This is a genomic window from Thalassotalea sp. PLHSN55, from assembly GCF_052030545.1.
GTDB lineage: Bacteria > Pseudomonadota > Gammaproteobacteria > Enterobacterales > Alteromonadaceae > CANMXU01.
In genome coordinates this window covers 374,746-400,432 of record NZ_JBPDIH010000001.1, presented here as the reverse complement: position 1 = coordinate 400,432, position 25,687 = coordinate 374,746, and the positions used below count along the sequence as shown (strand labels likewise).

The following is a 25,687-nucleotide window of genomic DNA, read 5'->3' as shown; positions in this document are numbered from 1 at the left end:
CATTTAACGTTATCGCTAAATGAGCTTTGTTTAAACTAAGTTTAGAAACTACTTAAGTTTGCTAACTTGTTCGACAACTTCTTCAGTAATGCTGTGTTCTGGCTTAGCAAATACAACAGCTTTTTGTTCTAACACAAAATCATACTTTTCTTTTGCAGCGATGTTATCAATTGCTTGACGAACTAAAGCGATAATTTTGTTAGTTTCTTCGTTTTGACGAGCACCAGTTTTTTGTTGGAACTCTTTACCTTTTGCTTGGTATTCTTGAAAAAGTGTACCAATTTTAGTATCAAGCTCTTCTTTTTCTTTTTCGCTCATTAAAGAACCGTCACGCTTTTTCTTTTCTTGATAGTACTTAATGTCTTTTTCAAGTTGCGCGATTACAGCACGGTCATCTTTAAATTCCGCTTCTAAACTTTGCATAACAGTCGCTGTTTGAGGGATTTTACCCATCACTTCTTGGAAATTAACGACTGCGATTTTTTGATCAGCTGCCATTGCTGTGCTTGCAAGTAATAAGCCTGATGCAGCAGTTGTCATCACCATAGATTTAATAAATTTTTTCAACACGAACTCCTATTTTTTTCGTTTATAAGCCTGATATATGGGCTATTTATATAATTAAAAGGTTTTACCAATATTAAAGCTGAAAAATTCGGTATCATCTCCAGGCTCTTCTTTAATAGGTTTAGCAAAACTAAACAACATAGGTCCCATTGGTGATATCCACTGAATAGATAAACCACCTGACGCTCTAAAGCGGCCAATGTCTGAAAAGTCTGCAATTTTCTCAAGCTCAGCTTCATCTAAGCCTTCATAATAATCCATATTAAATTCAGTATCCCAAACGTTACCCGCATCGACAAAGAAACTGGTACGAACGCTGTTTGAAAAACTCTCATCTAAAAATGGTGTTGGTACAATCAATTCAAGACCGGCTAATACTTTCGCATTGCCACCAACAGATTGTTCAGATAAAACAATGTAATCTTCGTCTTCACCTAAACAAATTCCGCCACCGCCACTTGGATCTGGGCTACCCGGTATACATGTTGGGTAACGATATATCGCTTTTGGACCAACAACGTTGGTTTCAAAACCACGTAGTGTACCAGTACCACCTGCTCTAAAGTTTTCCCAAAATGGTAGTAATTGGTCGTTACCATTTACTGTGCCATAACCATTACCATAACCGGCTTCAAAACGGGTTAAGAAAGTCCAACGTTGATCACGAGTGATCGGGAAATACCATTTAGTATCTAAATTAAATTTAAAATACTGTACGTCAGAATTTGGCGTTGTAACTTTTAGCGATAAACTTTGCTGCGAACCTGCCGTTGGGAAAGTACCACGGTTTAAGGTTGAACGAGATATCGATGCATTCAAGTCAAACGTTTTAAATTCTAAACCGCCATCTGGATCATTAGGATCTGAGTATATCTCATAAAACTGTTGAATTTGTTCATAGGTTTGTAAACGGGTAATACCGTTATGCTTATAACCCACACCAAAATTCAAACGAATATATTCATCAATTGGGAAACCTAAGTTGGCACCAATACCGTAAGTTTTATTGTTATATTCAACTAAGTTTGCACTACCTGCGTCAAATTCGTTGTAGTACAACTGACCACCTAACGACACACCATCAACAGTAAAGTATGGGTCGGTAAATGACACACTGGCACTACGCGAATAACTGATAGTATTGACATTAAAACCTAAACGGTTACCTGTACCTAAAAAGTTATTTTGCTGAATACCGGCATTTAAACTTAGTTTAGTGGTTGAACCATAACCAACACCTGCGGTAAATGAACCTGACGGTTGCTCTTTAACAGTAAAGTCGATATCAACTAAATCATCTTCGCCCGGTAATTGTTTGGTTTCAAACTCAACATTCTCCATATATGGCAAACGCATTAACCAAGCTTTAGAGCCTTCCACTAAGCTATTTGATAGCCACGCGCCTTCCATTTGTCGTAATTCACGACGTAATACATAATCGGCTGTAACATGGTTACCAATGAAGTTAACGCGATTAACATAAATACGTTTACCCGGGTCAACTGAAATGGAAAGTTTAACGGTTTTATCTTCATCGTTAATTTCAGGAATGGTAGTTACTTTTGGATAAGCGTAACCATAGCGCCCTAAGAACTTACTGATAACTTCTTCGGTATAAGTTACCGCAGCACCATTATATAACTCGTCAGCACGTAAAGGGTTAATCGCACGAATTGCGCGGTCAAAACCGGCCATGTCGCCAACAAAGTCAACTTCACTAACAGTGTATTGCTCACCTTCAGTAACATTTAATGCGATATAAACACCTTTTTTGTCAGGTGTCATTGAAACTTGGGTTGAGTCAACTTTGTATCTTAGGTAACCACGGTCAAGGTAATGACTTTTAATGGTTTCCATATCCCCTTGTAAGGTTTGCTTTTGATAGCGATCTTGCGCCATAAAGTTCCACCAAGGAGAGTCATACGTTAACTCAATATTCTTAAGTAGCTCACCGTCGCTAAAAACTTCATTACCGACAATGTTAATTTGTTGAATGGCTGCTGCATCACCCTCTTCGAAAACAAACTTCAAGTTAACGCGATTACGCGGTAAGTGGGTAATTTCTGCGGCAACATCAGCATTATACTTACCGACACTGTGATAAAAGTCTTCTAAACCAGTTTCGATACCAGAGATAACAGTTTTATCTAACGTTTCACCAACACGGATATTACTACCGTCTAAGCTTTCGGTTAACTGCTCGTCTTTTAAGTCGCTGTTACCTTCGAAAGTAATATCGGCAATAGTTTCGCGTTCACGTACTCGGTAGATAACGCGATTGCCTTCTCTTAGCACTACGATATCGTTAAAGTGCCCTGACTTATACAAGGCTTTAATTGATTGGGAAATACGAAACTCATTAAGAGTATCGCCGATATTAAAAGGGATATGTGTTAGTGCAGCACCTAACGCTACACGCTGTAAGCCTTTAACTTCAATATTTTCAACTTGAAATTCTTCAGCAGCTACGTTAGTAGCTAATGTGCCCATTAATACAGCTAAGGCGATTTTTTTTATCATCATAAATATTAACTTTATATACTTCTTATTCTTAATATATTCACTAAAGTCGCGATAAATCGTTAAATATCGCAAGACCCATTAGCCCTAGTAATGCCATAGCTCCAAACTTAAATCCTATTTCTTGCACCTTTTCTGGCACAGGCTTACCTGTGCAAAGCTCTATAAGATAATAGAGTAGGTGCCCGCCATCAAGTACTGGCAGCGGTAAAAGGTTAATTATCCCTAAATTAATACTAATTAGTGCTAAAAAGCCTAGAAAGTAAACAACTCCATGACCAGCACTATTCCCTGCCCCTTGCGCAATAGAAATAGGACCGCTTAAATTTTTAACCGAGACATCACCGGTAATTAACTTACCGATCATGTCAAAACTTAATGTCACCATTTGCCAGGTTCTATTAATACCTTCACCAATAGCATCAATGGGTCCATAACTAATTTGTATCTTGTACTGCTCAGGCCACGGGTGAACTTTTGGCGAAACACCTAAATATCCAACTTGTTTGCCCGCAATATTTTTCGCCTGAGGTTTTACGGTTAACTCAAGCTCTTGCCCTTGTCTTGACACCAACAAAGACACCTGCTGATTAGGGTACTTTTTAATTTCAGTCGAAAAACTGTGCCAATCATCATTTAAACGTTCGCCATTAATCGCTAAAAGCTTATCGCCTTCTAACAAGCCACCTTTATTTGCTGGACTGTCTTTGGCAACTGCGGCAACTATATTATCAACTTTAGGTCGATAAGGCTTAATACCTAAGCTTGTTAATGCCGACTGCGATTCAGGTTTAAATTGCCAATTTTCAGTATTTAATTGATAAGACTTAACATAATCACTACCAACTTCTTTAGCTTTAACTTCAATGGTTGCGCTGCCAATTTCACCGACTAAGGCCAAGTTAACATCTTGCCAGTCTTTTGTCGCTTTACCAGCAACTTCAACTAGCTCACTATTATTGGGCAAGCTTGCTTGTGCAACAATTGATTGCGGCTCAACTTCACCAACAATGGGCTTTACTGTAGGAATACCAATTAAAAACATTAAATAGAATGCAAATATGGCAAACAAAAAGTTGGCAAAAGGTCCCGCTCCCACAATAGCAATACGGCGATAAACCGACTTCTTGTTAAAGGCTTTGTGCTTATCTTCCTCTTTAACGTCGTCAACACGCTCATCAAGCATTTTAACGTAACCGCCTAGTGGAATTAAGGCAATAACAAACTCTGTGCCCCATTTATCTGTTTTTCGCCATAGTGGCTGACCAAAACCAACAGAAAAACGCTGTACTTCAACACCACATTTTCTTGCCACCCAAAAGTGACCATATTCATGCACTGTAACTAAAATACCCAGCGCAAAAACAAACGACAATAAATTCCAAATAAAATCAAACACGCTATTTAGCATCCTTAGTTGCTATCGATATCGCTGACAGCAGCTCACGAGCAAACACCCTTGCTTGCTGATCAAGTAAAATGACATCTTCAATGCATGTTACCCTTTGTGAGACAAATTTTTTCATAGAAGTTTCATTTATTTCTGCAATTTGCGTAAATTTAATTTGATTGTTCAAAAAAGCTTCAACAGAAATCTCATTGGCGGCATTAAGCGCAGTGCAAGCACCTTGCCCATATTCACATGCATCTATTGCTAACTTTAGGTTTGGATATTTATCAAAATCGACGTCTTGAAATTCTAATGCGCGAATGGCAAAAAAGTCTAACGGTGCAACGCCAGCATCAATTCGTTCAGGATAAGCGAGCGCATGAGCAATCGGTGTGCGCATGTCAGGATTACCCATTTGCGCCAATACTGAGCCGTCTTTATACTGCACCATGGAATGAATGGTGCTTTGAGGATGCAGCACCACTTGAATGTCTTTAGGCTCAAGATTAAATAGCCATTTGGCTTCAATAAACTCAAGGCCTTTATTCATCATAGTCGCTGAATCAACCGATATTTTTCTGCCCATATCCCAATTAGGATGAGCACAAGCTTGATCTGGGGTCACATCGACAAGCTCATCTTTCGCTAAATGTCGAAACGGACCGCCAGAGCCGGTCAATAAAATTTTACTGACACCGCTGTCGGCTAATTGACAAAACCCTGGTTTGCGTTGTTCAGCTTCCGGTAAACATTGAAATATGGCATTATGCTCGCTATCAATTGGCAATAATTGCGCGCCAGATGCTTTAACCGCATTGATGAATATTTCACCTGAGGTAACTAATGCTTCTTTGTTTGCCAGCAATACACGTTTACCTTGTTTAACAGCAGCCAAGGTAGGCATTAAACCTGAAGCGCCAACAATAGCAGCCATAACCGTATCGCTGCGACTGTCTTGTGAAATATCGATAAGTGCTTGTGTACCAGAATATACGGCAATTGATTCAAGCTCTGCCTGTTGCAGCTTTTGTTTTAATTTCTCAGCAGCGTCAACTGCGACTAACACCACTTTTTCAGGCATAAATTCGACACATTGTTCAAAAATAGCATCAACGCTTGAATTTGCCGATAAAGAAATCACTTGGTATTTATCAGGGTGTCGTCGAACCACATCTAACGTGCTTTGACCAATTGACCCCGTTGAACCCAATATACAAAGCTGTCGTTTATTTGCCATAGTTACCAACCAACCAAGGCATAACAAAGTGCAAAAATAGGTGCGGTTGCGGTTAAGCTGTCAATTCTGTCTAAAATGCCGCCATGACCGGGTAATATTGAACCACTATCTTTGACTCCAGCTTGGCGCTTAAACATACTTTCGTTTAAGTCACCTAAAACTGAAATAGTGGTAATAATTACGGTCACGCCTAGGGCTAATTGGTATTGGCTTGCAGACCAGTGAAGTAAATAGCCTGAAATTACAACTAATAAACACGCAAATACCACACCACCGAAAAAGCCTTCCAAGGTTTTACCTGGGCTAACATTAGGCATAAGTTTGCGTTTACCAATTGACTTACCAACAAAGTATGCGCCAACGTCAGCACTCCATACCATAATAAATAACGCCATCATTAACTGCGCGCCATGATATGGATCTGCTTGATATTCATTGCCACGAATCACGATAAATGCCAACCACGTTGGCACCAGTGTCAACCAACCAAAAATACCGCGAACAGAGCGATGTGCAGACCAGAATTTACTGCATTTTGGGTAAGCAAAAGTAAGCACTGCTGAGAGCAGCCACCAAGCGACCGCTAGCCATAAAATATAAAGTGCAGGTTCACTTAACGATTCATGGGTCAGCCATAATGTTTCTGGTGGTAGGAAAAACCATAAACCAGCAATAAGTAATATATTGGTGGCTACAAAAGCGAGTCGACGCCTTTTGTTGGCAAAGCCCATTAAAGGCCCCCACTCCCATGCACCAATTGCCATTACCGCTAATAATAAACCCGCAAAGTATGGCAGTGGTAAATAAAAAATTGCAGCAATAGCAGCTGGTGCCAAAATTACCGCGGTCAGAATTCGTTGTTTTAGCAAGTCAAAACCCTTTTTTTGATTATCATTTTTTGGTGACTTGTTCACCTGTTTGACCAAAGCGACGCTCTCGCTGATCAAACACTTCAATAGCCTTCATAAACTGTTGTTCATTAAAGTCAGGCCATAATGCGTCTGTGAAGTAAAATTCAGCGTATGCTGCTTGCCACAGTAAAAAGTTACTAATGCGTAAATCACCACCAGTTCGAATCAATAAATCTAATTCTGGAAGGTCAGCCAAACTGGTATAGTCGTTTAAGGTAGATTCCGTAATATCTGCAACGGTTATTTCATCATTAGCCACTTTTTCAGCCAATTGACGCGCTGCATACGTAATATCCCAACGACCACCATAATTGGCCGCTATAGATAACACCATACCACTATTTTGCAAGGTTAACTGCTCGGCAGCATGAATATTTTTTTGTAGCTTTTCAGAGAACCGGCTTAAGTCGCCAATCACCTGAAAACGGATGTTGTTTTTATGTAAGCGTTTAACTTCACGTGTTAAGACAAACATGAATAAATCCATGAGTACCGTCACTTCTTTTTCAGGTCGACGCCAGTTCTCACTACTAAAAGCAAATAACGTTAACGCTTTAACCCCAAGTTTTGCCGCAGTTGTAACGGTTGAACGCACAGTTTCAACACCGGCTTTATGGCCGGTTACGCGCGTTTTCCCTTGCAGGTTTGCCCAACGACCATTGCCGTCCATTATAATGGCAACATGCTCAGGAATGTTTATTTCAGATTTTGACATGATTGACCGAATCACAAATTTTCTAACTTACAAAAAAGCCGTAGCAATTATATGAAATAACAAACTACGGCATTCATTAACGTATAAACGTTAAATTTCCATTAATTCAGCTTCTTTAGCTGACAATAACTCATCGACTTGCTTAACAAAAGTATCAGTAATTTTTTGAATTTCATCTTCACTTTGATGACATTCATCTTCACTAATTTCTTTCTCTTTTAACAAGCTCTTAAAGTCAGAATTGGCATCGCGGCGAATATTACGAATGGCAATTTTACCATTTTCAGCTTCATTGCGAACAACTTTAACTAAGTCTTTACGACGCTCTTCAGTTAATGGTGGTAAAGGAATACGAATAAGCGTGCCATTAGATTGCGGGTTTAAGCCTAGATCTGACTTTAAGATCGCTTTTTCTACCGCTGAAATCATGCCCTTATCAAATACGGTGATCGCTAAATTACGCGCATCTGGTACGGTAATGTTGCCCACTTGATTAAGTGGCGTATCCATTCCGTAATACTCTACAGAAATGTTATCTAATAAAGAGGCATGTGCACGACCTGTTCTAACTTTAGTTAGGTTATTTTTAAGCGCTTCAATGCTTTTGCCCATACGATCTTGAGCATCTTCTAAAATTTCATCTATCACGTTAGTATTCCTTAATAAATCTTCAATTCTTAATTATGTCGCGTACAATTATTTTGCTAAATTTTCAGCGTGGTCGATAATTGTGCCTTCATTTTCACCCATAACCACCGCTTTTAACGCACCTGGTTTATTCATGTTAAATACACGAAGTGGCATGCTGTGATCGCGTGCTAATGTAAAGGCAGCTAAGTCCATCACCTGTAACTCTTTTTCTAATACTTCTTGGTAAGTTAGATGAGGGTATAATTCTGCGTCAGGGTTTTTCACAGGGTCATCTGAATAGATGCCGTCAACTTTAGTGGCTTTAATTACGGCGTCAGCTTCAATTTCAATGCCGCGTAAACACGCCGCTGAATCTGTGGTAAAAAATGGGTTACCTGTACCGGCACTAAAAATGACAACACGACCAGACTTTAATAAGCCAATAGCATCTGCCCAGTTGTAACGGTCACAGACACCCGCTAAATCAATCGCCGACATCAAACGCGCGTTAACAAAAGCACGGTGAAGTGCGTCACGCATTGCTAAGCCGTTCATAACAGTTGCTAACATGCCCATTTGGTCGCCAACAACACGGTTCATGCCCGCATCAGCTAAGCCTTTACCACGGAACAAATTACCACCGCCAATAACAAGGCCAACTTGAATGCCCATTTCAATAAGTTCTTTAATTTCTTGTGCCATACGATCAAGCACTTTAGGGTCGATGCCAAATCCTTCCGCCCCCATAAGGGCTTCACCACTAAGTTTTAAAAGAATACGTCGATATGTTGGTTTTGGGTTGATGCTCATAAAATAAACATTCCTGTAGATAAAAAAAAGCCGTGGTCGAATTTGACCGCGGCTATTTTAATACGTTTAGCAGACTATCGAAAGTCTAAATAGAAAAAAGAATGCTTTCGCCGTCTTTTATTCACTAATTGCTGAAATAATATTCAAAAATAAGTGATTAAGACTTAGCAGCAGCAATTTGTGCTTCTACTTCAGCAGCAAAATCTTCTTCTTTCTTCTCGATACCTTCACCTACTTCTAAGCGAACGAAACCAGTAACAGTTACGCCTTTCTCTTTAAGCACGTCACCAACAGTTCTCTTTGGTTCCATGATGAAAGCTTGACCAGTTAAAGAAACTTCACCAGTGAATTTCTTCATACGGCCAGTAACCATTTTCTCAGCGATTTCTTGAGGCTTACCTTCGTTCATCGCGATATCGATTTGAATAGCTTTTTCTTTTTCAACAACGTCTGCAGGTACATCTTCAGGGTTGATGAATTCTGGCTTGCTTGCAGCAACGTGCATTGCAATGTGCTTAAGTGTTTCAGCATCACCTTCACCAGCAACAACAACACCGATTGTAGCACCGTGCTTGTATGAAGCTAATGCAGCGCCGTCTACGTATGCTACGCGACGTACGTTGATGTTTTCACCAATTTTAGTAACAAGTGCAATACGCTCTTCTTCGAATTGTGCTTGTAATTCTTCAATTGAAGGCTTTGACGCAGCAGCAGCTTCAGCAACTTTGTTAGCAAATGCTAAGAAGTTGTCATCTTTAGCTACGAAATCAGTTTGACAGTTAACTTCAACTAAAACGCCATCTTTAATGATGATTTGACCTTCAGCAGCGATGTTACCCGCTTTTTTAGCAGCTTTCGCTTGGCCTGATTTACGCATGTTTTCGATTGCTAGTTCCATGTCACCGTTAGCTTCTTGCAAAGCTTTTTTACAGTCCATCATACCAGCAGCGGTACGTTCACGTAATTCTTTAACTTGTGCAGCAGTAATTGCCATGTGAGTATTCCTCAAAAATTCAAATAATGTTTTATCTAAGATGCAGAAGTTTACACTTCTGCATCAAATGCTAAATTAGGATTAACTAAAGCGATTACTCAGCTTCAACAAAACCGTCTTTTTCAGCTTGAACTACGATGTTTTGCTCACGACCTTCAAGAACAGCGTTTGCTGCTGAATCTAAGTATAAAGTCACAGCGCGAATCGCATCATCGTTACCAGGAACAATGTAATCAACACCATCTGGGTTTGAGTTAGTATCAACAACAGAAATTACTGGGATACCTAAGTTGTTTGCTTCTTTAATTGAGATGTGCTCGTGATCAGCATCGATGATAAATAAAGCATCAGGTAAACCACCCATGTTTTTGATACCACCAAGACTTTTGTCAAGTTTTTCCATTTCACGAGTACGCATCAAAGCTTCTTTCTTAGTTAGCGCATCGAATGTGCCATCTGTGCTTTGAGCTTCTAAATCTTTTAAACGTTTGATTGATTGACGAACTGTTTTCCAGTTAGTCAACATACCACCTAACCAACGGTGATTAACGTAGAATTGATCACATTTTTCTGCAGCAGCTTTTACCGCATCACTTGCAGCACGTTTAGTACCAACAAATAATACTTTACCTTTCTTAGAAGAAACGTTGTTTAAGAAAGCTAATGCTTCGTTAAACATAGGTACAGTTTGTTCAAGGTTGATGATATGAACCTTGTCACGAGCGCCAAAAATGTAAGATTTCATTTTTGGGTTCCAGTAACGGGTTTTGTGACCGAAGTGAACACCGGCTTTAAGCATATCGCGCATAGAAACGTTTGGCATTTTTTTTCCTTTATGGGGTTAAGCGTTCATACATCCAATATACACGACCCTTGGCCTGAATTTTCAAGCGGAGCACCCCGGTATATCTTAAAAAGATGTATGTGAGTTTATAGTTAAAATATTGCAATTTTTGCAATACCGTTTAGTCGCTGATAAATGTTTATTTAACTTAGTAAACAAGACGATTTATTCAGCGGCGCACTTTATACCACAAAAGCGCGATATTCACCAGCATTAAATCGCATGATTTAGCAAACTAGGCGCTCCAGCAACTAACGGTCAGGGTTTACATTTTGGCAATTTTTTCTACCAACAAAATCGCTATTAGATAGTTTAAAAAGATTAGTCTCATTACAAAAGAAAACCATTGTCAGCATTGGTAATACCAGTGGTTATGTTACACTGCCGCTTTTATTTTCTCGGTAGATTTTATGGAACTAACTTTAGATATCACATTATGGATTGCCTTATGTGGTGTCGGCTTTATTGCTGGTTTCATCGACGCGATTGTAGGTGGCGGCGGTATGTTAACTGTGCCTACATTGCTAACCATGGGCTTACCCGCTCATGTTGCATTAGGTACCAATAAACTTGCCGCATCTTTTGGTTCTTGTACGGCTTCTATTACCTTTTACCGAAGAAAATTATTCGACCCTGCTTTTTGGCGCTACGCCATCATCTTTACCGCTATAGGTGCCGTTATCGGCACATTGGTGGTTAATTACCTTAGTACCGACTTTCTCGAAAAGGTACTGCCTATTCTTATCGCGTTAACGGCTGTGTATACCTTATTAGTGAAAACCGCAGTAGACAACGATGCAGGCTTACCTTTGCCAACGCCGCTTATTAAAGCCAAGCAAATCATTCAAGGTTTAATACTCGGCTTTTATGATGGCATCGCGGGCCCTGGAACAGGCGCTTTTTGGATGGCATCAAGCAATGCGTTGTATAAAATTAATATTTTGTTGAGTTGCGGATTAGCGCGTTCAACAAATTTTGTTAGTAATTTTTGCAGCTTACTTACCTTTATTTACTTAGGACATGTTAACTTTCTGCTTGGTATTTCAATGGGCATATTTATTATGCTTGGCGCTTGGATCGGCGCACGTTCTGCAATAAAGTACGGCGGCAAATTTATTCGTCCAATTTTTATTGTCGTTGTTATCATAATGTCGGTAAACTTAGCTTATCAAGCCTGGTCTTAAGCCACTTAACAATCGAGCATCATTGAATGAGCCTTTTAGCGTTACAACGTTTGCAGACAGTCGTCGATCAACTGGCTGAGCAAGCAGCACGTGTTGACAAAAAAAATGCCCACACCAAAGCGCATCGATTGCTCACCGATAATGCCCTGTTTTCAGATGACTTATTTGTAACTTACAGTGATAAGTTCATGCCTTATATTGACGAGATCAATCGTAAAATACATGAACTGAATCGGTTAATTGACAAAAACAAAAAAGAGTTTGCGTTTAACCAACTGCCGCTTGTAGAACGCCAAATCAGCTCATTAGTCACGGCACTAAATGCCAATAAAAGCATGCACGTTGAAGCGCAATACCGACTGAATGCGTTCAAATCAAAGCGCTTTAAAAAAGCAGCACAATCGGTGATGCAATCTAGTCATGAACTGCATCAAAAGCTTGCCGAAACACGAGAGTTTGAGCGCAGGCTTGCCCAAATGATCACCGACCGCGAACATCAACGTACACAAAACAGCCAAAGCGTTGCCCAACAAAACCTAACCAAAGAAATACTCGCCTTACACCAGCGTATTGGTCGTTGTCGGCAAGCAATTTCAAAAATTGAACGTCAAATCGAGCTTTCCGAGAAACGCTATACGCGTTAATGCGCTCAATCGCGTGATTATTATCAACAAAGCTTTATTAACAATACTGAAAAGTTAGCAATTTGCCTTTTCTCAGGTTAGGCTTAAGTTATTGTAATTATAAGCAAGGACAATCCATGAGAATTTCTGATGACATTCATAATTATTATGAAAACCTAGTGGTCGCTCAATTTCAACAATTAAAGCTCGAAGACAATTATGATGACGACTTTATCGCCGATCTTACCTGCGTGGTACTGAACCAGTTACCGACACGTTATATTCGTCATGAAGTAGATATGTCTTTTTACTTACCCGCATCAGAGCGTTTTGAAATGGAAAGTAAGGTAAAAATCGCCATTAATAAAGCGCTTGAATTTATGAAAAACAATCACATTAAATAATGCAAAAAATACCATAAAAATTTAGGGCAGAAAAAAGCAAGTAACGAGTGGAACACATCAGTTACTTGCTTTTTTGTTTTAAAAATAATGTGATGTTAGTGATTTACCACGTCTTTGACGATTTCATCTTCAACATCGAGATTTTCATTGGTATCACCTTTTGGCAGTACCGCATTTAAAACAATTGCAACTAAACCACATAAGCTAATACCTTGAACACTCCAATCAGCATTGCCAATCACCATGCCGCCAATACCCAAGACAAGTGTCGTTGAAACAATCACTAAGTTGCGTTGCTCTGTAAGATCAGTCTGTGCTTTGATTAAAATGTTCATACCAACACTACCGATAGAACCAAACAATAGAATAAGAATACCGCCCATCACCGGTGCTGGAATGGTTTGTAGTGCAATACCAAACTTGGCCACAAAGGCTAAACCTATCGCAAAAAATGCCGCCCATACCATGATCATAGGGTTAAACATTTTAGTTAGCATTACCGCACCAGTAACTTCTGAGTAAGTCGTATTAGGCGGCCCACCAAATAGTGAAGCGGCTGATGTTGCTACACCATCGCCTAAAAGCGTGCGGTGTAGGCCTGGTTTTTCGACAAAGTTTTTATTGGCGACATTGCTGATCGCTAAAATATCTCCAACATGTTCAATCGCCGGGGCAATAGCCACAGGGATCATGAATAAAATAGCGCCTAGATGAAATTCAGGTGTGGTAAACGCTGGTACTGCAAACCAAGTGGCATTACCGATGGCAACGGTATCAATCATATTGGTGAAGTAAGCCATGATATAACCAACAAAAACACCGGCTAAAATTGGGACTAAACGAAAAATCCCTTTTGCTAAGGTTGCTACCAATAACGTGGTTAATAATGCAGATAAAGAAACGATTAACGCATCGACGTAAGGGAATAACTCAACAGCACCATCGCCTGATTTCCCCATCGCCATATTAACCGCTAACGGCGCTAAACTAAGACCAATAACCATGATAATTGGCCCGGTAACCACAGGTGGCATTAGCTTGTGTAAAAAGCCAGCACCTTTTATCGCCACTATCGCCGACAAACACATATAGAATAAGCCAGCAGCAAATAATGCGCCCATTGTTGCCGGTAGTCCCCACGTTTGTACTGAGTAGGTAATAGGCGCAATAAACACAAATGAAGACGCAAGAAAAACCGGTACTTGGTTTTTAGTGATAATTTGAAATAATATCGTACCAATGCCTGCAGTAAACAAAGCGACACTAGGATCTAGTCCTGTAATAAGTGGCATTAAGACTAAAGCACCAAACGCAACAAAAAGCATTTGCAGGCCAGCTAAAACTGTTCGCCAGTCTTGCTTAAATGGATTGTTCATAAGAACCCTTAAATAAAAACGTTAGAAATATCAAACGATAGAAAAATTAATTAGTGCCGAATATTTTATCGCCGGCATCGCCTAGCCCAGGAATAATATAACCAGCTTCATTTAAGTGGCTATCAACCGAAGCGGTATAAATATCAACGTCTGGGTGTGCTTGATTCACTTTTTCAATGCCTTCTGGTGCGGCAACTAAGACAAGTGCTTTAATATTTTTACAACCGGCTTTTTTTAAAATATCAATGGTGGCATTCATTGAGCCACCTGTAGCAAGCATAGGGTCAATAATAAGTGCGATACGTTGGTCAACATCACTGGCTAGCTTTTCAAAATAAGTCACCGGCTCGAGTGTTTCTTCATCTCGGTATAAACCAACTACACTAATTTTTGCGCTTGGTACTAGCTCTAAAACACCGTCAAGCATACCTATGCCAGCACGTAAAATAGGCACAACCGTAATTTTTTTACCTTTTATACGTTGCCCTTGAATTTCACCATCCCAACCTTGCATAGTAAATGATTCAATTTCTAAGTCTTTTGTCGCTTCATAAGTGATTAAGTTGCCTACTTCTGCGGCAAGCTGACGAAAGTCACGTGTGCTAATATTTTTCGCTCGCATTAACGTCACTTTATGCTGTACCAATGGGTGCTTTATCTCAAAAACGCTCATATTATTTCCCGTTAATAATTAAATCATGAGTATAGTATAACTTGCTTATACGGCTCGCAATCTTAGCTAGGGAGTAGAGGACAAATAAAACAACATGTAACTCTAAGTACAAGGAAAGTAACATTTACAATATCGTACATTTACATTTGAGACCAATTTGATTAAATAACCTGAGTTGATTATGTTTTTAGTTAGATTGGTATGAACCCTACTCTGCTTGAAAGACAAACAATAAAAAGCCACTTAACACCTTAGGTATTAAGTGGCGCAGATCATAAAGACTTTTTTACCTAAACAGTTTGCTCTACAGCAAAAAAAGTTCGGTTATAGTTTAAATTTCGATACTTGTTGATTCAACTCGTAAGACAGCTCTAATAGATGTTCGCTAATTTGCTTACCGCGAATCGCATCATCACTTGAACGCTCGGCAACTTCACTAATATTAACAACATTAATGTTAATTTCATCTGCGGCTAAATTCTGCTGCTGAGCAGCACTGGCGATTTGGCAATTAAGCTCATCCAACTCTTTAATTTGCTCGGTTATTTCAACAATTAAATTAGAGACATCAGCAACTTCTTCCGCCTTTTCTTGCGCTTGCTTACTAACGTCATTCATCGAATTAACCGCTTGTTCTGCATCGACCTGCAAACCATTTATCGTTAATTGAATTTGGTCAATCGACTCACGTGTACGAGTCGCTAACGAGCGCACTTCATCAGCAACAACGGCAAACCCGCGACCTTGCTCGCCTGCTCTAGCCGCTTCAATGGCAGCATTAAGTGCCAATAAATTAGTTTGTTCCGCAATGCTAGTAATAACTTCAAGTACGCTGCCAACTTCGTGGGTTTTTTCACTTAACGAGCCAATCATCGACGTATTTTCAATCACTTGATCACGTAAGTTGTTAATGCCATCTTTAGCTTGCTCAACTAACACTAAACTTTGACTTGCGCTTTTGTTGGCCGAAACCGATTTATCGGCAGCAGACTGGGTATTTTGTTTCACCTCATTTGCAGAAGCATCGAGTTCATTAATGGCAGCCGCAACCGAGTCAGTACCGTTTTTCTGACTAAGTACCGCTTCTTTAGTTAAGTCTGCAATTTCATCCACCGATTTCGCTGAATCAATTAAATGTTCACTCGCTTTTGATACCGCAACAAAACTGGTTTTAAACTTGCTGAGCATGCTATTAAATGCCATGCTCACCTCGCCAAGCTCATCTTGGTGATTCACTATAATTTCTTTATTTAAATCAAGATTTTTTTCGGTATCTCGAATGGTTTTACGTAATCGTTTTAAACGGGTAAATACCAATTTCTGTACGACTAGGCTCAGTAGTAGAAAACTAATCACAGTAACGATTAGCTGTAATATCGATGCTTTGGTAATAGAGGCAAGAATTTTTGCATCAACACTCGATAGGTCATAAGCGATTTTCACCGCGCCTAAAATTTCGTTTTCTGTCGCTTGGTGACAAGCTAAACAGTCAGTGCCGCGATAATCTTTGCTGGCTTTAATCGGCATAATAAATTCCATTATGCGTTTATCGCCATCTTCAATTAAGTTAAAGGCTTTGCTGCCGTTTAAACCAGCACGCTCAAAATCGGTTGTTGCTGCTTGGTCGTTATTACCTGCACCAAATATTTTGACCGTTTGTGGGCCACGAATAATTCGAGCTTCGACAATGTCTTCTTGGCTAAGGATTTTTTGCTGAATAATGCCTCGATTGGCAATCGTCCCTGTTAACATCATGGTATTAACTGAATCGAAATAGTTAACCGCTAAGCTTTCTAAGTTTCGCTCAACAAAGCTTTCAGCGAGCTCTTTTTCGTCACCATAAAAGAAAAATATGGTGGTACTTAAAAAAAGTATGCCGATAAGGCTAAGAGAGAGATGAATTTTTTTCGCTAGAGATAATTGTTTCAGCATGCAACGTCCTATATTTTTTAACCAAAAACACCAAGTCTATAATGGAGTATTTAAATTAACATGGGTAGTTCATTGTCGATAACTTTATTGATCTAGGTAGGAAAAAAACAAAAAACGTAAAGCATCTATACAGATAACACTTCTTGTTCAGTTAAATAACGCCATTGACCTGGTGCTAGATCATCATCAAGCTTAATTTCGCCAACTTGCTCACGGTGTAAGCCAACCACTTTATTGCCGACCGCTGCAAACATACGCTTAACTTGGTGATACTTTCCTTCAGTTATAGACAAGAGCACTTCTTTATCGGCAACAATACGTAAAACTGCAGGGCGAGTTAACGATTTTTCACCTTGTAATTGCACGCCTTCTTTAAATTCGTCAATAACTTTTTCTGCGATAACGTCTCGAAGCCATACCCGATAAGTTTTAACACAGTGCTTTTTCGGCGAAATGATATTGTGCGACCAACGCCCGTCATCGGTGATTAACACTAAACCTGTGGTATCAGCATCTAGTCGACCGGCGATGTGCATATCCCATGCTTTATCAACATCAATAAAATGGAATAACGAAGGGTAAACTTCATCAACATTTGAACAAATGGTGTCTTCTGGCTTATGCATCATGATATAGCGTGATTGACGAGCGGTTAGGACCTCACCTTCAACGGTAATAGTATTGTTTTCATGTACTTGACAGGCACCATTTTTAACCACTTCACCATTAACGATAACTAAACCTGTTTTTAATAGTTTTTTCGCTTCGGTGCGGGTCAATTCGGTACTTTTACAAATAAATTTGTCTAAACGCATAATGTGGAAGTTCTCGGTATTTAACTGCGCCGGCTATTATCCTGATCCCGATAAATTTAGCAATTGTTCAGGCGACTTTCATAGCGAGAAAATAATAATTTGATCGATAACAGGCAGCACAGCTTAACATTATAGAGTTTAACATTACCCATCTTAACGCAGTGTAGCTGTGCTTGCCTTAAACCTGAAGTTAAAGGAACTAGGTTTGAGAGAAATACCAATAACCGGTATTAATATGCTCGGTCAGAAAAGCTAAAAACTCTGCGTTATCTTGCCACGGCGCTAATTGCTCGGGGCTTAGTTCAACGTTATCGCACAACATTTGAACCACAGGCGCAATGTCTGGCGCAAAGTTAACTTCAACACCATCAATATAACAAAGCCCTTGGCCTACACTTTCAGTAAAGTAAAAGGCGCGTAAGCCACCTAATTTATGTAGACTATTTTCTTGCATGGCAAAATTTACATCTTCAAAAGAAAACGGTATTTCTGCGCTTAATAAATCTAGTTCGTGTTTCGCTTGCGTTAAAAAGCAACCGGCAAATTGCCTAAACTTTTCATCGTCATCAAGGAAGTGCTGTAACTGGTTTTTAATTAATACGTAATCGCTGCTGTCAATGCTGCCGGTATGCTCAGACGCCGTTCGTCCTGCATCAGATATCAGCTCTAAACCTTGCTCAGAGTCGATCAAGTGATCGGCTAAACCGCTAAATAAGTGACTGGTTGAGTTCGTGCGAAAACCAACAGAAAAACTTAAACTGTTTTCAATTGTCACCCCTTCATGTGGAAACCCCGGTGGAATATATAAAATATCACCCGGTAGTAATTCAACATCAATCATTGGCTCGAACGGGTCAACATGTAAAAGTGCTTCGTGAGCGGCAAATTCTCTATGCTCGCCCAAATCGCCAACCTTCCAACGGCGCCTGCCAGAGCCTTGACAAATAAAGACATCGTAAAGGTCGATATGCGGACCAACGCCACCACCTGGGGTAGCGAAACTGACCATCAAATCGTCTAAGCGCCAGTGTGGAATAAAACGAAACGGTTCAATCATTTTAGCGGCATCTTCTGACCAATGGTCAAGCGCCTGAACGATTAACGACCAGTCTTTATCACCTAATCGAACAAAGTCGTCAAACGGACCAAACTCCGCTTGCCATTGTTCGCCCTTTTTATAAACAAGGCGTGACTCTACTTGCTCTTCGCCGGCTAAGCCTGCAATTTCATCTGCGCAAATTGGATCTTGAAAATTTAAAAAACCTTGGCGAATAACCACCGGTTTTTTTTGCCAATAATTCGCTAAAAACTCAGCTTGACTAAATTCGGTTAAATTTAACGTATACATAACAACCTCTATTGTTGGGCAATCGACATGCCGGCTATTTTATGCCAGTAACCATTGCACTCGTTTACCCCATCAAGCGGGTATTGTTGTGGTTGAGAAAGTTGACGCTTAAATTGCTCAAGTTGTGCAAAAGCTTGCTCGCTATCTGCGCTAACTCGGGCAATATCAACGCCGATGTCTTTCATCGCATTCACTTCATTAACCAAGTTGTATTGGTAGCCCGACATGGTTTGAATGCCATTAAGCACAAACACTTTTTCACCTTCTCGGCTATTCATTTTTCGCCCGAGCGGATAATTAATACAGCAAAACTGGCAATCATCTTTGGCTCTATCTTCTGAGCGAGCAGTAAAACAACGTGCCGAATAAGCAAGCGGCATATAACCCCACGAAAAAACTTCACATTCAAATTGGTCGCGAATATTTTCTTCTTCTGCTTGCGCTAATAAGGTTTTTAGCCAATCGCCTGATAACTCAACAGGCATAACCCAACGGGTCATGCCCTGTTTTAACAATACTTTAATAGTTGATAAGTTATAGCAATTAATCGCAGGGCCAACGACAAACGGTAATTTTAACTCATGCATTAATTGCACGGCACTTAAATCGTTTGCCTCAACTAACAGTTCACCGTTATCGCAAAGTTTACGCATTACCTGAATTTCAGCAGGCGCTTCAAGCAATGCCATGGTCGAAATCACCGTTTGCTTGCCTGAACTTGCCACATCTTTAGCTAATGCCAACCAGTCGTTTGCACGTAACTCACGACGTTTTGAACAAACAGTCTCACCTAAATAAATAATATCAGCACTGCTTTCTTTAGCCTGTTGATAAAAGTCTTCTACTTGTTGTTTTGGCCAAAAAAACAGGCTAGGTCCAAGAGAGAATTTCATGTAATTTCCTAATATAAAATGTCGAACAAATAGATTATTGCCACTTACGGTGATAAGCACCTAACGTGGTTTGCGAGCCTTCTGATAAGTTTGCCAAAGTTTGCATCCACGCATTTTCTACCTGATAAGCATCTGGCTGCTGTTCATACCGGTCAATTGCACTGCGCCACGTTTTTGCCACTTGTTCTACGTAAGCAGGGCTTCGCTGACGCCCTTCAATTTTAACCGAGGCAATGCCCATTTTATAAAGCTCTGGTATTAGCTCTAAGGTATTTAAACTGGTGGGTTCTTCTAAAGCATGATAAACATTATTGTCGACTTCAAAGCGCCCTTTGCACAACGTTGGGTAGCCAGCGTTTTCATCAGGTTGGTAACGATCGATCAATACATCATTTAATCGGCTTTCTAAACCTTGTTCGGTTTCTTGCCAACGTACGTATTTTGCAGGAGAACATGCGCCGACAGTATTTGGCGACTCGCCCGTCATATATGACGATAAATAACAGCGACCTTCAGACATAATGCATAAACTGCCAAAGGCAAATACTTCCAGTTTTACTGGGCTAGTTTTGGCCAATTGTCGCACTTGCTGAACAGATAAAACTCTCGGCAGAACAACACGTTCAACGTCAAAATTATTTTTAAAAAACTTAATCGCTTCTAAATTAGTGGTGGATGCCTGTACCGAGACATGACGTTCAACATCAGGGTATTGAGTTGCGGCATAATCTAACACACCAAGGTCAGCAATAATGAGCGCATCGCAGCCTATTTCAACGGCGTTATCTACTGCCTTTTTCCAACGTTCTTCACCGCCTGGGTGAGCAAACGTATTGATGGCAACGTGTAATTTTTTTCCATGTTGATGTACATAGTCTGCCGCTTTGGCAAGTTTGCCATCATTAAAATTGAGGCCGGCAAAATGACGAGCATTGGTGTCGTCTTTCATTCCAATATATACAGCGTCAGCACCGTTTTTTATTGCCGTTTTTAGTGCAGGTAAATTGCCCGCTGGACACAACAATTCCATATAAGTATTCATTTAGTTAAATTTACAGTGGCGACATTTTAAGGGGGTTAACCTGCAACTTCCTTGACCTGCATTAAGAAAAATGACCTTGCACAATTTGAAACACAAAGGTAAGAGTTTGTAATATTTGTTGGCAACACGGCAGTGCTTGTTATGATGATAATTAAAAGTTGATCTACTCCAACTAAACACACGGTTAGCTATGCTAAATTAAGCCAAATTTTTGTATGAAGAATTATTATGACTAAAGCTACAACTAAAGCGTTTTCATTGCCTAAAATTCCACTACCGGTGCGAGAAAATATCATTTCGTTGATACCAAAGGTATTAAAACCAACCTTTAAGTTAGTCCCTTTTACCGTACAGAAAAAAGTACTAATCCCCGCATTGCATTCAGTTTTTAAAGAAGCAATGGAAGATGGCGATTTCGAATTTTTACAAGATAAATGGCTACGTATTCATATTACCGATTTAGACATTAACTGGTGGTTAAGCTTTGCCGACGATTCGCTCGTGATGGCGTCTCCTGCACAAATGGTGAAAGAAGATGTCTGTTTTAGCGCAAGTGGTGACGACTTGGTATTGATCGCCGGACGAAAACAAGACCCAGACACGCTATTTTTTCAACGTCGCTTGAAAATTGAAGGCGACACTGAACTGGGGCTTGAGGTGAAAAACTTGATCGATGCAATAGATATCGAACAATTACCAAGTAGTGTACATAGCGCCGTTGAGCAAGTGGCAAACTGGCTTGAGTTAACACAAACTGAATTGTCAGCTCAGCAAACACAACTAGCATAATTAACTACATGTTTTATAAACCAATGTAACCAAGAGTTATAGCGTTTACACAACTCGCGTAACTGTTACTGTTTGGCTAACCATAGGAACAATTGTCAACTAGTTAGCCGCTACTCTTATTTTATAAAGCAAACTACAATGGATAGATTATTAGTTAAAACTCGACGCACAGGACCCTTTAAATGCCGGACAAAAAAATAAACCTTTTTTTAGGTTGTGCAATTGCCCCACTCGTTAATTCAATGGTTTTTCAGTTGTTAATTATTGTTATGGGCATTGAATTGGCATTGGGACAATACGGGCTTCAAGATATTCAAAATGCCTTTGGACATATCGGAATTTTTCTTTTCATCGGTGCGCCAATTGCTTACATTATTTTTCTCACCTTTGGTTTACCGACTTATTTTTTATTGAAAAAGTGCCGACTCATTACCTTTGCATCGGTCACTTTAGGCGGTGCAATGATGAATAGTTTGCCGTTGATCATTTTTTCGATGTATAAAAATGTTGTGCACAATATCGCGCCATATAATAACCCATTAATCATTTATCTCGCGTTAATCGTCTCGGGCTTTGTTGTTGGCGTTGTCTTTTGGTTTACAGCGGGTCTGCATAGACATTACAAATAAAAATAGCATATTGCCGCTCAACCTTTTACAGCGCTAAACATTGTCGTTAAGCTACTACTTTTAACCACAAGGAAGAGTTATGTTCGCAGTAATATTTAGAGCAAAAGCTGGCAGCCAAGATCAAGAATATGGTGACATGGTTGCTAAAATGCGCACTTTAGCGTTTGAAAAGTATGGTTGTATCGATTTTGTAGCCGCAACAGAAAATGAGCAAGAAATTGCCATTTCTTATTGGCCAGATGAAGAAAGCATTATACGTTGGAAGAAAGACGCTGAACATGGACTAGCGCAATCATTAGGCCGTGAAAAATGGTATCAGTCTTACCAAGTTGATGTGGTCGAAATTAAACGTTCTTATCAGTTTCCTGCAAACTAGCTTTATCGCTTTAGTCTTTCTCATTATCGGTGTCTAAACAAACTCAGCAATGGTGTTAAATCTTAAGCTATTGCTGAATAAGCTCTTCACTAATTTGCTCGCAAAGCAATTCTGTTAATACCGCAATACCAATAATATCTTTGTTTTTAATGCCCTGCTCTAAGGCAATAGCCTGCTCTGACAGTACCGCAAAGCCAAACATTTGCGCGGCGCCCGCAAGTCGATGTGCTTGCTCAGATAGCATGGCGAGGTTTTCGTTAGCTAATGCTTTCAGTAGCTGTTTTTTATCTTCTTTTAAACCTGAGATGAACTGTATTTTAAGATCTGAAATATTCAGTTTATCCGCCTCAGCTTCAAGCTCGGCAATCGGTTTTTCGACTTTAAAGTATTTCGCGACTGCGCGAATAAAGACTTTGCGCTCTACTGGCTTTTTAATGCAACTGTCAAAACCTAGCGAGGTATACTGAGCGAGATCTTCAGCCATTGCGTTAGCGGTAATGGCGACAATAGGTTGTTGAAAACCCTGCTCTCTTAAAACTTTATAAGCTTCAATGCCATCCATTTCAGGCATTTGAATATCAAGTAATAATAAGTCTGGCTGATGCTGTCGGCATAGCTCTACTGCTTCGCGACCGTTTTCTGCACTATATACTTCCAAGCCTAATTTGGTTAATAATCTGACAAATAATCGACGGTTATCAACATGATCTTCAGCTAGCAATACTTTGCCGTTTAGCTTTTTAGGTTCAACATATTCACGGTCACACTCTAATGCTGATAATACGCTTAATTCGCTTTGTACTTGAATACAAGGAACGATAACCGAGAAGACACTGCCTTTATGTATCTCACTTTGCACGCGTATTTCACCGTGCATTAATTTCACCAGCTTGTCAGACAAACTTAAACCAAGCCCTGAACCACCAAAATTGCGTGCAATACTGCTGTCGCCTTGGGTAAAACTGCGAAATATCTTATCAACCTGTTGGCTGTCTAAACCAATGCCAGTATCAATAACTTTGAAAACAATATTTTTACCTTGATGAGCAATATCTATTGTCACTTTACCCTTCAAGGTAAATTTAACCGCATTTGAGCATAAGTTAATCAGCACCTGCTTTAAACGGAAATGGTCAACACTAATAACAAACGGTTTCGGCAAGTTATGCACTATTTCAAAACTTAACCCTTTGGCGGTCGTTCGTTCAAAAAACATTTGTTCAATTTGATGGATCAGCTGGTGTAAATCGCCATCAGTAATATTAAGCTCTAGCTTATTAGCTTCTATTTTACTTAAATCTAAAGTGTCGTTAATTAACTCAAGCAAATGCACACTGTTATCATGAATCACTTCCACTTCTTCAAGTAAGTATTCTTCGGGAACATCACCATGAACTATCGCCTCGGCTTGGCCAATAACAGCGGTAAGTGGCGTTCGTATTTCATGACTCATATTGGCAAGGAACTGACTTTTTACCTGATTAGCTTTTAATAACGCTTGCATTAAGTCTTCAAGATCTTTGGTGCGTTGACTGACTTTAGCTTTAAGCTTCTCTTTAATATTTCTTTCAGCATTTCTGCGATAAAAGAAAAATGCCGCTAGCGCCAGCAGTATAATACTAATAATGGCAAAATTTCTCAGCTGATCTTCTTTTTCTAACTCAAGTGTTTGTAGTTTTTTCTGTTGTTGTAATTGCACAACCTGTTGTTTTAATTGTGTAGAGTCAAATTTGGCCAGTTGCTCATTAAGCGCTTCATTGGCAAGTTTATTACTGTCAAAAAGGTAGCTTTGGTGCACAGATAACGACTGCTGATATTGGCCCGATGCTGCATACAACAAAGCAAAAAGCGCATTATTTTCAATCATCTGATTTTGATAATTCATCTCCTTTGCCGCTTGTTGCGACAAGGTTAAATGTTGCAACGCCAATGCCCATTCACCAAAAGCAAATTGCGCTTTAGCTAATGAATACTGTGCGCCAGAATACGCGGCTTTGTGTCCCACTTTTTCTGCAATAACAATCGCTTGTTTTGCATAGTTAATGGTTAAATCGTGCTCATAGGTTTGATTATATAACTCGGCTAAATTGTGCAGTTGCGCGGCCGAGTTGTACAAATCATTCTGCTCTTTATAAAAATCTAAAGATCTTAGCAAATAGTCTTTCGCTTGTTGAAACTGCCCGGCTTGCTTATAGGTTGTACCTAAATTCCCGTAGACTTCTGCTGCACCACTAAAGTCATTAAGAATAATACGTTTATCAATAACTTCATGAAATATCTCGATCGCAATATCAAACCGCTTTAGTCGTAAATAAACCGTGGCAATATTATGACGAACATCATTTTTATCTGCCTCGGTACCAAATTTTTGATACAAAGGCTCTGCCAATTTAAATTGCTCCAAGGCTTGCTTAACGTCTCCCATATTGCTGTAAACTAAGCCGAGGTTATTGAGCAAGTGTGCTTCTTTTAAATGCTCGCCATCGAGTTGATATTGGGTTAACGCCTTATTATATGCGTCAAGCGCGAGTGCATATTCGCCTTTGTAGTAATGAAACACACCCACCATTTTTTGCGCCAACGTTTGTTGTTCACGTAAATAGTTATTTTCAGCAAACAATAGCGCTTTTTGCATAACGTGCAGTGCTTGGGAAAGCTCACTTGCGCGAAGGTGCAGCATCGATTTTTCATATAAAAGTTCAAATGATTGCAAGGCAGAAAGTGAAGGAGATAATGACAACTTATCGATTTGCGTTAGTGCTAAGGCTAAATCTTTATTTTCTTTAATTGACGTTAATTGCTGCTCGAAACTGTGCTCTAGTTGGGCGTGGGTGGTTAATGGCGAAATAGCAAACAAAACAAAAAGCAAATATACGTTTTTAACCACAAGGCTTCGTATCACTCGTACTTTAAGCTCGTTTGCTATTTTTACTATCATTGATAGTCACTCATTATTATTTTTTAAAGACATCAGTTGTTAATATA

The 25,687-nt window shown here is 39.7% G+C and carries 24 protein-coding genes; 6 read left to right on the top strand and 18 right to left on the bottom strand.

The window, feature by feature from the left end:
* Positions 1-48: 48 nt before the first annotated feature.
* The 10 genes from ACRRSQ_RS01920 to rpsB form a co-directional block, all read right to left on the bottom strand.
* Complete coding sequence (locus ACRRSQ_RS01920) at positions 49-570, bottom strand: OmpH family outer membrane protein (RefSeq protein ID WP_440873998.1); 522 nt, start codon at positions 568-570, stop codon at positions 49-51.
* A 51-nt stretch (positions 571-621) separates the two neighbouring features.
* Positions 622-3,090, bottom strand: coding sequence for an outer membrane protein assembly factor BamA (gene bamA / locus ACRRSQ_RS01915; RefSeq protein ID WP_440873997.1), 2,469 nt, complete (start codon positions 3,088-3,090; stop codon positions 622-624).
* A gap of 40 nt (positions 3,091-3,130) precedes the next feature.
* Positions 3,131-4,486: a sigma E protease regulator RseP gene (rseP, locus tag ACRRSQ_RS01910; RefSeq protein WP_440873996.1), complete on the bottom strand. Its 1,356-nt coding sequence runs from the start codon at positions 4,484-4,486 to the stop codon at positions 3,131-3,133.
* Position 4,487: 1 nt separating this feature from the next.
* Positions 4,488-5,714, bottom strand: a complete 1,227-nt coding sequence (gene ispC, locus ACRRSQ_RS01905; protein ID WP_440873995.1) for a 1-deoxy-D-xylulose-5-phosphate reductoisomerase — start codon at positions 5,712-5,714, stop codon at positions 4,488-4,490.
* 2 nt (positions 5,715-5,716) lie between these two features.
* Positions 5,717-6,583, bottom strand: coding sequence for a phosphatidate cytidylyltransferase (locus tag ACRRSQ_RS01900; protein ID WP_440873994.1), 867 nt, complete (start codon positions 6,581-6,583; stop codon positions 5,717-5,719).
* 22 nt (positions 6,584-6,605) lie between these two features.
* The gene (locus tag ACRRSQ_RS01895) at positions 6,606-7,340 is read right to left on the bottom strand and encodes an isoprenyl transferase (RefSeq protein WP_440873993.1); all 735 of its coding nucleotides are present in this window, start codon (positions 7,338-7,340) and stop codon (positions 6,606-6,608) included.
* A 90-nt stretch (positions 7,341-7,430) separates the two neighbouring features.
* The gene (gene frr / locus ACRRSQ_RS01890; RefSeq protein WP_440873992.1) at positions 7,431-7,988 is read right to left on the bottom strand and encodes a ribosome recycling factor; all 558 of its coding nucleotides are present in this window, start codon (positions 7,986-7,988) and stop codon (positions 7,431-7,433) included.
* A gap of 48 nt (positions 7,989-8,036) precedes the next feature.
* Positions 8,037-8,780 (bottom strand): UMP kinase, encoded by a 744-nt coding sequence (pyrH, locus tag ACRRSQ_RS01885; RefSeq protein ID WP_440873991.1) that lies wholly within the window; start codon positions 8,778-8,780, stop codon positions 8,037-8,039.
* A gap of 157 nt (positions 8,781-8,937) precedes the next feature.
* The gene (tsf, locus tag ACRRSQ_RS01880) at positions 8,938-9,774 is read right to left on the bottom strand and encodes a translation elongation factor Ts (RefSeq protein ID WP_440873990.1); all 837 of its coding nucleotides are present in this window, start codon (positions 9,772-9,774) and stop codon (positions 8,938-8,940) included.
* A gap of 94 nt (positions 9,775-9,868) precedes the next feature.
* A complete protein-coding gene (gene rpsB / locus ACRRSQ_RS01875; protein WP_440873989.1) occupies positions 9,869-10,597 on the bottom strand; it encodes a 30S ribosomal protein S2 in 729 nt (242 codons plus the stop codon).
* Positions 10,598-11,028: 431 nt separating this feature from the next.
* Between rpsB and ACRRSQ_RS01870 the strand changes: the two genes are divergently transcribed.
* From ACRRSQ_RS01870 to ACRRSQ_RS01860, 3 genes are all read left to right on the top strand, one after another.
* The gene (locus ACRRSQ_RS01870) at positions 11,029-11,802 is read left to right on the top strand and encodes a TSUP family transporter (protein WP_440873988.1); all 774 of its coding nucleotides are present in this window, start codon (positions 11,029-11,031) and stop codon (positions 11,800-11,802) included.
* A 26-nt stretch (positions 11,803-11,828) separates the two neighbouring features.
* Positions 11,829-12,446 carry a primosomal replication protein PriC gene (priC, locus tag ACRRSQ_RS01865; RefSeq protein WP_440873987.1) on the top strand — a complete coding sequence of 206 codons (618 nt, stop codon included), beginning with the start codon at positions 11,829-11,831 and terminating at the stop codon, positions 12,444-12,446.
* Positions 12,447-12,562: 116 nt separating this feature from the next.
* Positions 12,563-12,829, top strand: a complete 267-nt coding sequence (locus ACRRSQ_RS01860) for a late competence development ComFB family protein (RefSeq protein WP_440873986.1) — start codon at positions 12,563-12,565, stop codon at positions 12,827-12,829.
* 95 nt (positions 12,830-12,924) lie between these two features.
* On the opposite strand, the gene ACRRSQ_RS01855 is transcribed toward ACRRSQ_RS01860, so the two are convergent.
* From ACRRSQ_RS01855 to ubiU, 7 genes are all read right to left on the bottom strand, one after another.
* Positions 12,925-14,205, bottom strand: coding sequence for a uracil-xanthine permease family protein (locus ACRRSQ_RS01855; RefSeq protein WP_440873985.1), 1,281 nt, complete (start codon positions 14,203-14,205; stop codon positions 12,925-12,927).
* Between the two features lie 46 nt (positions 14,206-14,251).
* Positions 14,252-14,878: a uracil phosphoribosyltransferase gene (upp, locus tag ACRRSQ_RS01850; protein WP_440873984.1), complete on the bottom strand. Its 627-nt coding sequence runs from the start codon at positions 14,876-14,878 to the stop codon at positions 14,252-14,254.
* Between the two features lie 324 nt (positions 14,879-15,202).
* Positions 15,203-16,810, bottom strand: a complete 1,608-nt coding sequence (locus tag ACRRSQ_RS01845) for a methyl-accepting chemotaxis protein (protein ID WP_440873983.1) — start codon at positions 16,808-16,810, stop codon at positions 15,203-15,205.
* Between the two features lie 125 nt (positions 16,811-16,935).
* Positions 16,936-17,625, bottom strand: a complete 690-nt coding sequence (gene rsuA, locus ACRRSQ_RS01840) for a 16S rRNA pseudouridine(516) synthase RsuA (protein WP_440873982.1) — start codon at positions 17,623-17,625, stop codon at positions 16,936-16,938.
* Between the two features lie 199 nt (positions 17,626-17,824).
* The gene (locus tag ACRRSQ_RS01835; RefSeq protein WP_440873981.1) at positions 17,825-18,973 is read right to left on the bottom strand and encodes a JmjC domain-containing protein; all 1,149 of its coding nucleotides are present in this window, start codon (positions 18,971-18,973) and stop codon (positions 17,825-17,827) included.
* A gap of 8 nt (positions 18,974-18,981) precedes the next feature.
* Positions 18,982-19,866, bottom strand: a complete 885-nt coding sequence (locus ACRRSQ_RS01830) for a U32 family peptidase (RefSeq protein ID WP_440873980.1) — start codon at positions 19,864-19,866, stop codon at positions 18,982-18,984.
* A gap of 34 nt (positions 19,867-19,900) precedes the next feature.
* Positions 19,901-20,896 (bottom strand): ubiquinone anaerobic biosynthesis protein UbiU, encoded by a 996-nt coding sequence (gene ubiU, locus ACRRSQ_RS01825; protein WP_440873979.1) that lies wholly within the window; start codon positions 20,894-20,896, stop codon positions 19,901-19,903.
* A 240-nt stretch (positions 20,897-21,136) separates the two neighbouring features.
* Between ubiU and ubiT the strand changes: the two genes are divergently transcribed.
* The 3 genes from ubiT (at position 21,137) to ACRRSQ_RS01810 (ending at position 22,702) form a co-directional block, all read left to right on the top strand.
* A complete protein-coding gene (gene ubiT / locus ACRRSQ_RS01820) occupies positions 21,137-21,697 on the top strand; it encodes a ubiquinone anaerobic biosynthesis accessory factor UbiT (protein WP_440873978.1) in 561 nt (186 codons plus the stop codon).
* A gap of 182 nt (positions 21,698-21,879) precedes the next feature.
* Complete coding sequence (locus tag ACRRSQ_RS01815) at positions 21,880-22,326, top strand: hypothetical protein (RefSeq protein WP_440873977.1); 447 nt, start codon at positions 21,880-21,882, stop codon at positions 22,324-22,326.
* A 79-nt stretch (positions 22,327-22,405) separates the two neighbouring features.
* Entirely contained in the window at positions 22,406-22,702 is a 297-nt protein-coding gene (locus ACRRSQ_RS01810) for an antibiotic biosynthesis monooxygenase family protein (protein WP_440873976.1), read from the top strand.
* A gap of 67 nt (positions 22,703-22,769) precedes the next feature.
* On the opposite strand, the gene ACRRSQ_RS01805 is transcribed toward ACRRSQ_RS01810, so the two are convergent.
* Entirely contained in the window at positions 22,770-25,640 is a 2,871-nt protein-coding gene (locus tag ACRRSQ_RS01805) for a response regulator (RefSeq protein WP_440873975.1), read from the bottom strand.
* Positions 25,641-25,687 lie beyond the last annotated feature (47 nt).